Here is a 12,162-nt window from a genome sequence, read left to right on the forward strand (position 1 = left end):
CAGAAAAAAGCCCCGCATTAGCGGGGCAAAAACGAATTACAGGTCGTGGTTGTAATACGGCACGCCTAATTCGTCGGATTTGTCGCTGCCAGCGCCCATGTGATTGAAGTCCCAGGGCGACTGGTTTTGCGTGGACGGCATAATCATGGTGTCACGATTATTTTGCTGCCCCGCACTGGGGGTTTGCTCCGCGAAGCTCTGGCCGGAAACCAGCACCAGCAAGGTGAGGGCGGCGGAGGCGATAAATTTCATGATTTCCTCGGTTACGTCTTAACAGGCGATGATTAACTGCAATGTTTTAGCGGATACAGATAACGGGATTCACCCGGCATACTGGTAATACGGTACTTATGAGGCGGCACGTCAAAGTAGTTCTTGAACGTACGCGTCAGGGTTTGTTGCGATTCAAATCCGTAACGTTCCGCCAGATAGAGGATCGGCTCATTGCTTTCTTTCAGTTTTTGGGCAATCTCCGTCAGCTTGCGGCTGCGAATATATTGTCCTAATGAATGGCCGGTCTCTTTTTTAAACATCCGTTGCAGGTGCCATTTTGAGTAACCTGAACGCTCAGACACTTTCTCAAGGGAGAGCGGGGATTCCAGGTTATCTTCGATCCAGTCCAAAATGCTATGAATGGTGATAGCGTCAGTATTGCGTCTGGACATCGTCATACCTCTTTTTCTGTTTACGGCAGGATTTTCTTGAGTAAAAGCTCAAGCGTTGCCACTTCATCCGCCGTTAAGTTTTTTGTCAGTTCCTGGTGCAGTGTTTGTCCTACTAATTGATGACATTGCTCACACATGGCCGCGCCATCGCTGGTCAGTTTCACCAGTACGCCACGTTTGTCATTTGGGTTAGGGCTTCGTTCTACCCATCCTTTACAGACGAGACGATCCAGCATGCGGGTTAACGCACCCAGATCGACAGAGAGCACCTTTTTCAGCTCAACCGGCGTGATACACACTTCGCAGCGAATGGAACACAGCACTTTAAACTGTGTTGCGGTGATATCCAGCGGTGACAGATAGTCATTGAGCAGGCGATCTTTTTTCTGATTAACCATATGAATAAGACGACCCAGTGGGATTATGTCGTTAAAGAGGTCACTGGTGCTTTTCACAATGGTTGCCCTGGCAAGTAGTTTAGTCACGGCAGATATTATTGCTCAGGCAAGTATAAGTCAACTGAATGAATCGGCCGATGCCACGAAATGCTAAAACGCTTCAGGAACTCATTCTGTACGCTTTTAAATCATACAGATAATCTGGGGTTATGAATTACGAGAGACAATTATGGTTACGCTGCGCGGATGGCTACGGACGAGGATTTGCCCCTATAATTGCGATGTTGAATAAGGATAAGGACTGCGGTGCATTATGTTGGATTTGATTAAAGCAGTGGGGCTTGGGCTGGTGGTGTTGCTGCCGCTGGCGAACCCGTTAACGACGGTGGCGCTTTTTCTGGGGCTGGCGGGGAACATGAACAGCGCGGAGCGCAATCAGCAGTCGATGATGGCCTCTGTGTACGTCTTTGCCATAATGATGGTGGCTTATTACGCCGGGCAACTGGTGATGAATACCTTTGGTATTTCGATTCCCGGTCTGCGTATCGCTGGCGGGCTGATCGTGGCCTTTATTGGTTTCCGGATGCTGTTCCCGGCGCACAAAGCGCACGAATCCCCGGAAGCCAAAAGCAAATCGGAGGAGCTTGAAAGCGAACCGAGCGCCAACATCGCGTTTGTGCCGTTAGCCATGCCGAGCACGGCAGGGCCGGGAACGATTGCGATGATCATCAGTTCCGCCTCAACGGTGCGTGATGGGTCGACATTTCCGCACTGGGTTATCACCGTTGCGCCGCCGATCATTTTTGCGCTTATTGCCATTATTGTCTGGGGGTCATTGCGCAGTTCCGGGGCGATTATGCGCTGGGTGGGCAAGGGGGGGATTGAAGCTATCTCCCGTCTGATGGGCTTCCTGCTGGTCTGTATGGGCGTGCAGTTTATTATTAACGGCGTGCTGGAGATTGTTAAGACGTATCATTGAGAACGTTGCCGGGTAAGCGCAGAGCCACCCGGCACAACAAACGTCAACCGTGGCTGGTCTGTTCTTCCATCGCGACCGGCCATTTACGGAAGATAAGCACCGACCAGATCAGCGCGATCAGCGCCGGAATCGCCCCGAGATAGCCAATGGCCGACATCGATACATGCAGGCTGATCTGATTGCCCACCAGCGCACCGGCTCCAATGCCCAGATTGAAAATCCCGGAGAAGAGCGACATCGCTACGTCCGTGGCGTCCGGGGCCAGCGCCAGCACTTTGACCTGCATTCCCAGACCAATAATCATGATCGCCACGCCCCAGAACAGACTGAGGATCGCCAGATGACTCTCGCTGCCTGCCGCAGGCATCAGCAACAGCAGACATGCCAGCAGCAGGCCAATCGCACTGCTTACAAGCGCAGACGCATGCTGATTGCCCAGCTTCCCGAACAGGATGCTGCCGATAATCCCCGCGCCGCCCAGGATCAGCAGCAGAACGGTGGCAAAGTTAGCGCTAAAGCCCGCCACAACCTGAACAAACGGCTCAATATAGCTGTAGGCCGTGTAATGGGCGGTCACCACAATCACGGTCAGCAAATAGATGCTCATCAGCGCCGGTCGACGCATTAGCAGCGGAAGACTTTTCAGCGAGCCGGAGTGTTCGCTGGGCAGTTTTGGCAGCAGTTTGATCAGACACACCAGGGTGATCAGCGCCCCCATGCCGATGGCAAAGAAGGTGGTGCGCCAGCCGAAGTATTGACCCACAATGCGCCCGATCGGCAGGCCTAACACCATCGCCAGCGCCGTTCCGGTGGCAATCAGGCTCAGCGCCTGGGCGCGTTTCCCCGCCGGGGCCAGACGAATGGCGAGCGATGCGGTGATCGACCAGAAAACGGCATGGGCAAACGCGATGCCGACGCGGCTGATGACCAGCACGGTGAAGTTCCATGCCATAAATGACAGCACATGGCTGGCAATGAACACCACAAACAGCCCAATCAGCAGCTTACGACGTTCCATCTGGCTGGTCAGCAGCATAAACGGCAGCGACATCAGCGCTACCACCCATGCATAGATGGTCAGCATAATGCCAACCTGTGCCGTTTCCATATGGAAGCTGGCTGCAATGTCGGACAGCAGCCCAACCGGAACAAATTCCGTGGTGTTGAAAATAAACGCTGCGATGGCGAGCGTGACCACGCGTAGCCACGCGACCCTGCGGGAAACCGTGTGTGTTGTCATAGGGATATCTGGGATTCGTTGCCTGAAAGATGAGGAGACGATCTTAAAGCCTTAAACGGCGAAAACTCAACCGTTATGTGATATGAATCACAAAATTTACCTTCATGCAGCGGTAGCGAACGCGGTTGTTTTCATTGAAGATAAAGAACAACACAACAAAAACAGGCGGTAACACAATGCAGGAGATTGATTTTTATCTGGTAGATGCGTTCAGCGCGTCCTCCTTTGGCGGCAACCCGGCGGCGGTGTGCCCCCTCGACGCGTGGCTACCGGATGAGACGTTACTGCGGATGGCACAACAGCATAACCAGTCGGAAACCGCGTTTTTTGTGTGTACCAAAGGGGGGATCGAGTTGCGCTGGTTCACCACGCTAACCGAGGTTAATCTGTGTGGTCACGCGACGCTTGCCGCGGCGTATATTCTGTTTAACGAACTGGATTATCCGGACTCACGCCTTCATTTTGACACTGCCTCTGGTCGCCTGACCGTCAGCCGTGAAGGTGACTGGATGACGCTGGACTTCCCGGCCTGCCCGACGCAGGCGCAGACGCCGCCACCGGAGTTGCTCACCGCACTCGGTATCAGCCACTACGTCGAGGCGCGAAAAGGCCGCGCCTGGGTGCTGGTACTGGAGAGCCGCGAGCAGGTGGAAGCCATTAATCCGGATTTCTCCGCCATGACGCCGGGGGAGCATAAAGTGGCCGTCACCGCCCGGGACGAAGGAGAATACGACTTTATCAGTCGTTTCTTCTCGCCGGGCGTGGCCGTGCCGGAAGATCCTGTCACCGGCTCCGCGCACACCATGCTGATCCCTTACTGGAGTGAACGGCTTGGCAAAACACAGATGTTTGCCCGCCAGGTTTCCGCCCGTGGAGGAGACGTACGCTGCGAACTCAAGGGCGACCGCGTGCGGATGGGCGGGCAGGCGGCGCTGTATCTGAAGGGCACAGTATTTCTGCGCTGAATAAATCTAAGAGGAACCAACGATGCAGGAAATTGATTTTTATCTGGTAGATGCCTTCAGCGACAGGGCGTTCGGCGGCAATGCGGCGGCGGTGTGTCCGCTGGAAGCGTGGCTACCGGATGAGACGCTGCTGAAGATGGCGAAACAGCATAATCAGTCAGAGGCGGCGTTCTTTGTCCGAACGGATAACGGGTTTGAACTGCGCTGGTTTACCACGCAGGATGAAATTAACCTCTGTGGCCACGCAACCCTCGCGGCTTCTCACGTTATTTTTGAATACCTGGATTATCCGCATACGGAAATCACCTTCACCACGCGCTTTGTCGGCGAACTGACGGTACAACGCAGCGGCGACTGGCTGACGCTTAATTTCCCGGCGTGGTCAACCGAGGTTGTCGATACTCCACCCCCAGTGCTGTTCAGCGCGCTGGGCATTAACGCGGCAAACGAGGTCCGTGTGGGGCGTGACTACATGGTGGTGCTCGACAGCCAGCGGCAGGTGGAAGCGCTGACGCCGGATATCGCGGCTATGCTCCCGCTGGGGAAAATGGTCTGCGTTACAGCGCCGGGAGATGAGTATGATTTCGTCAGCCGCTTCTTCTGCCCGGGGGAAGGGGTGCCCGAAGATCCGGTGACGGGATCAGCGCACAGCATGCTGATCCCGTACTGGAGTGAAAAGCTCGGAAAAACGCAGATGTCGGCCCGCCAGGTCTCCTTGCGCGGCGGGGATCTGCGCTGCGAGCTGAAAGGCGACCGCGTGCTGATTGGAGGGCAGGCCACGCTGTATATGAAGGGAAAAATTTTCCTTCGACTCCAGGACTACGTTCAACTTTAACAACTGGGCGCAGGTGGCTGACGCTCGTTCAGCAGCGCGATAAATGCCTCCAGCTGGCGGGTCATCGCCCCGCGTCGCCACACCAGCCAGGTGGTGAGCCAGCGCCAGTTTTCCGCCAGCGGCCACGCCGCCACCTGATGATGCCCCGGCATGCTCTCCAGCATGGAGCGGGGCATCAGCGCAATGCCTGCCCCGGCAATCACACAGGCGAGCATCCCGTGGTAGGACTCCATCTCATGGATCCTTCCCGGCGTTACGCGGTCGGCATGGAACCAGCTCTCCAGATGACGCCGGTAAGAACAGTTGGCGCGAAAGGCATACACGTCGCTGCCGCTCACCTGCGTGGCTTTTGACACTTCCGCGTGGCCCGCAGGGGTGACCAGCATCATCTCTTCCCGGTAAACCGGCATTCCTTCCAGTTCCGGGTGCGAGAGCGGCCCGTCGACAAAGGCGGCGCTAAGCGTCCCTTCAAGCACGCCGTCAATCATCGTACCGGAAGGCCCGGTGGATAACGCAAACTGAATGCGCGGATAGCGCTGGTTAAACCGCGCCAGACTTTCCGGAATGCGTACGGCGGCGGTACTTTCCAGCGCGCCGAGCGAGAATAATCCCTGCGGTTCATCCCCGGCGACGACCATTCGCGCTTCGTCGACCAGCGCCAGGATCTGTTTGCTGTAGCGCAAAAAATTGTGCCCGGCGGGGGAAAGCCGCAGGCGCTGATTCTCGCGAATAAACAGCTCCACGCCGAGATCCGCTTCTAGCTGTCGGATGCGGGTGGTGAGGTTTGAGGGCACCCGGTGTACCTTCTGCGCCGCCTGGGTAATGCTGCCGGTCAGTGCGACGGCGTTAAACATCTCAAGCTGTGTTAAGTCCATGCCGTTCTCGATTCGTGAATAAGGTGGTGAGTATTATTCATTTTTAAGAAATAGCAGAGTAGGCCACAATCAATCAACTGTTATTACGTGGAGGACATCATGACGTATTCATCTGCTACCCATGCCCACTCTGTCAACCCGGCTACCGGCGAAACGCTGGCTGCTTACCCGTGGGCAACGTCCCGTGACGTTGAGCGTGCCATTGCACAGGCGGATACCGGTTTTCGTCAATGGCGACGCGAAAGCGTGGCGCACCGGGCGCAAAAACTTCGCGATCTGGGTGCGGCACTGCGTAGCCGTGCGGAAGAGATGGCGCAGACTATCTCCCGGGAGATGGGCAAGCCCATTGTGCAGGCGCGTGCGGAGGTGGCTAAGTCCGCCAGCCTTTGCGACTGGTACGCTGAACACGGCCCGTCGATGCTGCACCCGGAATCAACCCAGGTCGAAAATGCGGTGATTGAGTACCGTCCGCTGGGACCTATTCTTGCGGTGATGCCGTGGAATTTCCCGCTCTGGCAGGTGCTGCGCGGTGCGGTGCCGATCCTGCTGGCAGGGAACAGCTATCTGCTTAAACATGCGCCAAATGTGCTCGGCTCGGCGGAGCTGATCGGGAAGGTATTCGCGGATGCCGGTTTCCCGGAGGGGGTCTTTGGCTGGGTGAACGCGACGAATGACGGCGTCAGCCAGGCGATTAACGATCGGCGTATCGCGGCGGTGACCGTAACCGGCAGCGTTCGGGCTGGTGCGGCAATTGGCGCGCAGGCGGGCGCGGCGCTGAAGAAATGCGTGCTGGAGCTGGGCGGTTCCGATCCGTTTATCGTTCTGAACGATGCGGATCTTGATCTGGCCGTCAACGCGGCGGTGGCCGGACGTTATCAGAATACCGGACAGGTTTGTGCGGCGGCAAAACGCTTTATTGTGGAAGCGGGCGTAGCGGACGCCTTTACCCAACGCTTTGTTGACGCGGTCAAGGCGCTGAAGATGGGCGCACCGGATGAGGAAGATAACTATATTGGCCCGATGGCGCGATTTGATCTTCGCGATGAACTACATCAGCAGGTGCAGGCTACGCTGGCGGAAGGGGCGACCCTGCTGCTCGGCGGAGAGAAGCTTGCCGGGAGCGGTAACTATTATGCGCCAACCGTACTCGGCGGCGTCACCCCACAGATGACGGCCTTCCGTCAGGAGCTGTTTGGCCCGGTGGCCGCGATTACCGTCGCCAATGATGCGGCGCACGCGTTGCAGCTGGCTAACGACAGCGATTTTGGCTTATCGGCGACGGTCTTTACCGCGAACGATGCGCTGGCTGAAACCTTCTCTCGCGAGCTGGAGTGCGGCGGAGTCTTTATCAACGGCTATAGCGCAAGCGATGCGCGCGTTGCCTTTGGCGGAGTGAAGAAGAGCGGCTTCGGGCGAGAGCTATCTCATTTCGGTCTGCATGAGTTCTGTAATGTGCAGACGGTGTGGAAGGACCGCATCTAATATTGTTGCCGGGTAAGGCCAGGCCGCTACCCGGCAATTCACGTTTCCTGTCATTTTTGCGTAATGGTTCTGTCATTTTCGTTTCGTAGACTCGCTCGCGCCTAACGTATTGTTACAGAAGAAAATTATGAACCTAACGCAAATTTTTCGCCGTCTTGCGCCGCGCTTTATTCCTCGTCAGTTTGGCCTGCTGACCGGCATCTTTTGTATTATTGGCCTTTTCTCCGCCCTGCAACTCTCTTCCTCCTTCCTGCTGACCGCCTCCCTGAATCAAGCCCAGCGTAACGAACAGCGCAATCAGCTGGCCTGGCAGCAACAGAGCAGGCTGGATCAGGCCCGTATTTCGCTGCTTGCGGCGAGCGATCTGCTCAACCGCTCCGGAGTGTACTTTATGCAGGATAAAGAGACCGGTTCGGAAGGGAGCTGGCATAGCCTGATGGACGAGGCGCAAAAATCCCTGGCGGCGTCTCAACAGGCATGGCAAGCATGGCTCGCGCTTAATCCTCCGCAGGACGAGGGGCTTGTTAACAGCTATCAGCTATTCTTCGGTGCCATTAGCGAGCAGGCGGAAGGGCTGGTGAAAACCAACAGCATCGACCTCTTTTTTGCCGTACCCGCCCAGGCCTTTCAGACCGATTTTAATGACAACTTTGCACGCTATCAGCAACGGAGTGAGAAGCAGGCGATACAGGGGCGTCAGTCGCTCATGGAACAACTCTCAGGCCTGCAACGGCTGTTCCTGTTTGCGCCGCTGGTGCTGCTGGCCATTGCCATAGCCGTCTGGTTCGGAATGGCGAAGTGGGTGATCTCCCCGCTACGCCGCCTGATTATCCATATTAACCAGCTTGCGGCAGGGGATTTGTCAGGCACGCCGCCTGACGTTGTGCGCTTTAACCGTGAAATCAGCCAGCTCTGCGGCAGTATTACCGCCATGCAGCTTGGGCTACAGCAGCTGGTGGCTCAGGTCAGCGAGGCCACTACCGCCATGGTTGAAAATATTGGGTCACTTGCGCAGGGGAATCAGAAGCTTTATCAGCAGTCTACGCGACAAGCCAAAGAGCTGGAGGAGGTGACCGCGCATATCGCCGATCTCGAAACCCACGTTGAGGGGAACACAGGTTATGCAAAACTCGCCCGCTCGCGCGCGGATGAGGCCCGACAGGCTGCCGTAGGCGGGGAGCAAATGATGGCGGCGGTGAATGGCTCGATGCAGACGATCGTCGACCGATCCTCAGAGATGCGCGGGATCGTCGCGATGATCGACAGCGTGGCGTTTCAGACCAACATTCTCGCCCTCAATGCTGCCATTGAAGCCGCCCATGCAGGAGAGCAGGGGCGCGGATTTGCGGTGGTCGCCCGGGAAGTGGGGTTGCTGGCCAGAAAAAGCAGTCACTCTACGCAAACCATCCAGGCGCTGATTAACCACTCGCTTCAGGGCATTGAGGAAGGATCTCAGGTGGTAAACCGTCTGGAAGAGAATTTGCAACAGGTCACCGGGCTGGTGGCGAATCTGAGCAGCCTGCTGAATGATATTTCCTTGGCCACCCTGAATCAGGGGGATAGCATCCATCAGATGACCCGTCAGCTTCAGGCGCTGAATCAGGTATCACGTCAGACTGATGTGCTGGTTAGCGAAGCGTCAAATGCCTCTGAGCGCCTGCATCAACAGTCCGATCTTTTGTTGCAGGCCGTCTCGCGTTTTCGTCTCCCTGCCTGACGTGACGTATAAGCCTCTGTTATACTCGCAGCCCGTTTTAGCCTGAGGGCAAGGAGCAAAGTGTGGCTGCGGTCATCCATAATGAGATGCTGGACGAGATTCTGGCGCAGGTTCGTCCGTTACTGGGGCAGGGTAAGGTTGCCGATTACATTCCCGCGCTGGCCTCGATCAGCGGTAATAAGCTCGGCATCGCCATTTGTACTGTCGACGGGCAGCGTTTTCAGGCGGGAGACGCGCTGGAGCGATTTTCCATTCAGTCGATCTCAAAAGTGCTTAGCCTCGTTGCCGCCATGCGCCAGTATGACGAGCAGGAGATCTGGCAGCGGGTGGGCAAAGATCCGTCCGGTCAGCCGTTTAACTCCCTTCTTCAGCTGGAAATCGAACAGGGTAAGCCGCGTAACCCATTTATTAACGCCGGGGCGCTGGTGGTGTGCGATATGCTGCAAAGCCGGCTGAGCGCGCCGCGCCAGCGGATGCTCCAGATTGTGCGGCAGCTTTCCGGCGTGCAGGACATCGCCTACGATCCGGTGGTAGCGCGCTCTGAGTTTGAACACTCTGCACGTAACGCCGCCATCGCCTGGCTGATGAAGTCCTTCGGCAACTTTCATAATGACGTTGCCACGGTGCTGCAAAACTATTTTCATTACTGCGCGCTGAAGATGAACTGCGTTGAACTGGCGCAGACTTTTCTGTTTCTGGCGCATCAGGGCCATGCCCCTCATCTGGGCGAGGACGTTGTCTCCCCGATGCAGGCCCGGCAGATCAACGCCTTAATGGCAACCAGCGGAATGTATCAGAATGCCGGGGAGTTTGCCTGGCGCGTGGGGCTGCCGGCTAAATCCGGCGTTGGCGGTGGGGTCGTGGCGATTGTCCCCCACGAGATGGCGATTGCCGTCTGGAGCCCGGAACTGGACGAGACCGGAAATTCACTGGCGGGCGTAGCGGCGCTGGAACAGCTGACCAAACGTCTTGGACGGTCCGTATACTGATGTCCACGTTAGATCCTCTGTTCGCGCGCCTGGCTCGCTCCACGTTTCGTTCACGATTTCATTTAGGGACGAAAGAGCGGCAATACTGCTGGGATAAGGGCGCAGAGACTATCGATAAGCATGCCGCCGAATTTGTCGCCGCGCGGCTGGCGCCTGCACACCCGGTGAATGACGGTAAGCAGACGCCGATGCGCGGCCATCCGGTTTTTATCGCCCAGCATGCCACGGCAACCTGCTGTCGGGGCTGTCTGGCTAAGTGGCACGCTATTCCGCAGGGCGTGCCGCTGAGTGCGCAGCAACAACAGTATATCGTCAACGTAATCCATCATTGGGTGGTCATAGAGGTAAATCGTGCCTCCTGAACTGACAATGTCTCTGTTTAAGCTACGCTTTTACTAATGCTCAGCGTCAGGAGACGTTATGAAGGCACCTCAAATTCCCGTTAATGAAGCGGAGCGCATGAATGCGCTGCGCGAATCCGGTCTGCTTGAGATCGACAATTATCCCGCGTTTGATCGTCTTACGCGGCTGGCAACACGCTTTTTCAGGGTGCCGCTGGCGATGATTACGCTGGTGGATGACCACGCCGCGATCGTGAAATCTGCTGACGGCCGGGCACTCGCCAGCCAGCCTCGCGACCTCTCGTTTTGCGGTCATACGATCCTGGGTGACGCGCCGCTGGTGGTGAGTGACACGCTCCTGGACGAACGCTTCGCGGATAATCCGCAGGTGGCGGGAGATCCGGGCGTGCGCTTTTATGCCGGTTTCCCGCTGCGTTTACGCGACGGGGCGTGCGTAGGATCGTTGTGTCTCATTGATTACGCGCCGCGGGAGTTTACCGCGGCGGATGCCGCCGTACTGGCCGATCTCAGCGCGCTGGCGGAGGATGAATTTGCAGCCGTTAGCGCCGCCACGACCGATGAACTCACGGGATTGTTTAACCGTCGCGGGTTTAACCAGTTTGCGCAGTTTGCACTGTCGGTTTCGCAGCGTCGGGCAGAACCGTTAACCCTTGGCTGGCTGGATCTGGACCATTTCAAAACCATTAACGATCGCTTCGGACATCAGGAGGGTGACAAAGCTCTGAAAGCGATGGCCGCCCTGATGCGTTCCTCGTTCCGCGAGGCCGATCTGCTGGTACGTTTCGGGGGAGATGAGTTCGCGGTGCTGTTTGCGGATACCGATGAGCCTGGCGCCTGGATCGCCATGCAGTATCTCGTCGAACAAACGGAAAAGTATAACGCGCGTCAGCTGCATCCCTGGTCGTTACAGTTCTCCTGGGGGCTGAGCGAGTTCGATCACCACCGCAACGATATTCAGGCATGGTTAAAACACGCGGATGCGCAAATGTACGCCATGAAGCGGCAACACCACGGCGAAAAATGACATAACGAAATCCTATGTCATCGCTTATTGCGTTACAAAAATGTTAATAGCAAAGTGGAGAGATTCAACCTAAGGACGCGCAATGAACTCTCCCATGCTGATTAAACCTCTCTCCCGACAGGACATCCTCACCCACATTGATGCCCTGAACGATATTCTCGTCAACTGTGTCAACGGCGGCGCCTCCGTCAGCTTTATGCTGCCTTTTTCTGCCGGGAAAGCCCGAACCTTCTGGCTCGGCGTCGCAGACAGCGTCGGGCGCGACGAGCGTACCGTCCTGGGCTGTTTTGATGCGGAGCAGGGGCTGGTTGGCACGGTCCAGCTGATCACCGATCAGCCTGAAAACCAGCCGCACCGTGCAGATGTCGCGAAACTGCTGGTTCATGAGAAGGCGCGCCGTAAAGGGGCGGCAATGGCGCTGATGGAAGCCCTGGAGGCGGTTGCGCGTGAAAAAGCGCTTACGGTGCTGGTGCTTGATACCTCGACCGGCAGCGGCGCGGAGACGTTTTATCAGAGAGCGGGCTGGCAAAAGGCGGGGGAGATCCCACGCTACGCCCTGATGCCGAACGGGGACATGACGGCGACCTCGATGTTCTATAAATTTCTTTGATATTTTTCACCATCGCGTCCT

General features: G+C 56.7%; 14 protein-coding genes. 9 read left to right on the top strand and 5 right to left on the bottom strand.

What is annotated here, in order from left to right:
* Positions 1-36 precede the first annotated feature (36 nt).
* From marB to marR, 3 genes are read right to left on the bottom strand one after another with little or no spacing between them, the layout of a single operon-like run.
* Complete coding sequence (gene marB, locus SK47_RS10150; protein ID WP_003857184.1) at positions 37-252, bottom strand: multiple antibiotic resistance protein MarB; 216 nt, start codon at positions 250-252, stop codon at positions 37-39.
* A gap of 32 nt (positions 253-284) precedes the next feature.
* Entirely contained in the window at positions 285-665 is a 381-nt protein-coding gene (gene marA, locus SK47_RS10155; protein ID WP_001303241.1) for an MDR efflux pump AcrAB transcriptional activator MarA, read from the bottom strand.
* Positions 666-685: 20 nt separating this feature from the next.
* Positions 686-1,120, bottom strand: a complete 435-nt coding sequence (gene marR / locus SK47_RS10160) for a multiple antibiotic resistance transcriptional regulator MarR (protein ID WP_003857182.1) — start codon at positions 1,118-1,120, stop codon at positions 686-688.
* A 256-nt stretch (positions 1,121-1,376) separates the two neighbouring features.
* On the opposite strand from marR, the gene SK47_RS10165 reads away from it, so the two are divergent.
* Entirely contained in the window at positions 1,377-2,042 is a 666-nt protein-coding gene (locus SK47_RS10165) for a MarC family NAAT transporter (RefSeq protein ID WP_003857180.1), read from the top strand.
* A 43-nt stretch (positions 2,043-2,085) separates the two neighbouring features.
* Here the strand turns inward: SK47_RS10165 and SK47_RS10170 are convergent, their stop codons facing one another.
* The gene (locus SK47_RS10170; RefSeq protein WP_003857178.1) at positions 2,086-3,282 is read right to left on the bottom strand and encodes a sugar transporter; all 1,197 of its coding nucleotides are present in this window, start codon (positions 3,280-3,282) and stop codon (positions 2,086-2,088) included.
* Between the two features lie 176 nt (positions 3,283-3,458).
* Between SK47_RS10170 and SK47_RS10175 the strand changes: the two genes are divergently transcribed.
* Positions 3,459-4,247, top strand: coding sequence for a PhzF family phenazine biosynthesis protein (locus SK47_RS10175; RefSeq protein WP_048244066.1), 789 nt, complete (start codon positions 3,459-3,461; stop codon positions 4,245-4,247).
* A gap of 22 nt (positions 4,248-4,269) precedes the next feature.
* On the top strand, positions 4,270-5,082 hold the full coding sequence (locus tag SK47_RS10180; protein ID WP_048244068.1) for a PhzF family phenazine biosynthesis protein: 813 nt from the start codon (positions 4,270-4,272) through the stop codon (positions 5,080-5,082).
* Here the strand turns inward: SK47_RS10180 and SK47_RS10185 are convergent.
* Positions 5,079-5,957: a putrescine utilization regulator PtrR gene (locus SK47_RS10185; protein ID WP_017382364.1), complete on the bottom strand. Its 879-nt coding sequence runs from the start codon at positions 5,955-5,957 to the stop codon at positions 5,079-5,081. The two genes, SK47_RS10180 and SK47_RS10185, sit on opposite strands and share 4 nt — an antisense overlap.
* A 99-nt stretch (positions 5,958-6,056) precedes the next feature.
* Between SK47_RS10185 and sad the strand changes: the two genes are divergently transcribed.
* The 6 genes from sad (at position 6,057) to SK47_RS10215 (ending at position 12,141) form a co-directional block, all read left to right on the top strand.
* Positions 6,057-7,439, top strand: coding sequence for a succinate-semialdehyde dehydrogenase (gene sad, locus SK47_RS10190; RefSeq protein ID WP_003857170.1), 1,383 nt, complete (start codon positions 6,057-6,059; stop codon positions 7,437-7,439).
* Positions 7,440-7,566: 127 nt separating this feature from the next.
* Positions 7,567-9,156 (top strand): methyl-accepting chemotaxis protein, encoded by a 1,590-nt coding sequence (locus SK47_RS10195; protein ID WP_048244070.1) that lies wholly within the window; start codon positions 7,567-7,569, stop codon positions 9,154-9,156.
* 62 nt (positions 9,157-9,218) lie between these two features.
* Entirely contained in the window at positions 9,219-10,145 is a 927-nt protein-coding gene (glsB, locus tag SK47_RS10200) for a glutaminase B (protein WP_003857165.1), read from the top strand.
* Positions 10,145-10,507 (top strand): DUF4186 domain-containing protein, encoded by a 363-nt coding sequence (locus tag SK47_RS10205; RefSeq protein ID WP_048244072.1) that lies wholly within the window; start codon positions 10,145-10,147, stop codon positions 10,505-10,507. Before glsB ends, SK47_RS10205 begins: the two co-directional genes overlap by 1 nt.
* A 58-nt stretch (positions 10,508-10,565) precedes the next feature.
* Positions 10,566-11,531, top strand: coding sequence for a sensor domain-containing diguanylate cyclase (locus SK47_RS10210; protein ID WP_032609205.1), 966 nt, complete (start codon positions 10,566-10,568; stop codon positions 11,529-11,531).
* Between the two features lie 82 nt (positions 11,532-11,613).
* Positions 11,614-12,141 carry a GNAT family N-acetyltransferase gene (locus SK47_RS10215; RefSeq protein WP_045333039.1) on the top strand — a complete coding sequence of 176 codons (528 nt, stop codon included), beginning with the start codon at positions 11,614-11,616 and terminating at the stop codon, positions 12,139-12,141.
* The last annotated feature ends 21 nt before the right edge of the window (positions 12,142-12,162 follow it).

This window comes from Enterobacter sp. BWH52 (assembly GCF_001037565.1).
Classification (GTDB): Bacteria; Pseudomonadota; Gammaproteobacteria; order Enterobacterales; family Enterobacteriaceae; genus Enterobacter; species Enterobacter hormaechei_C.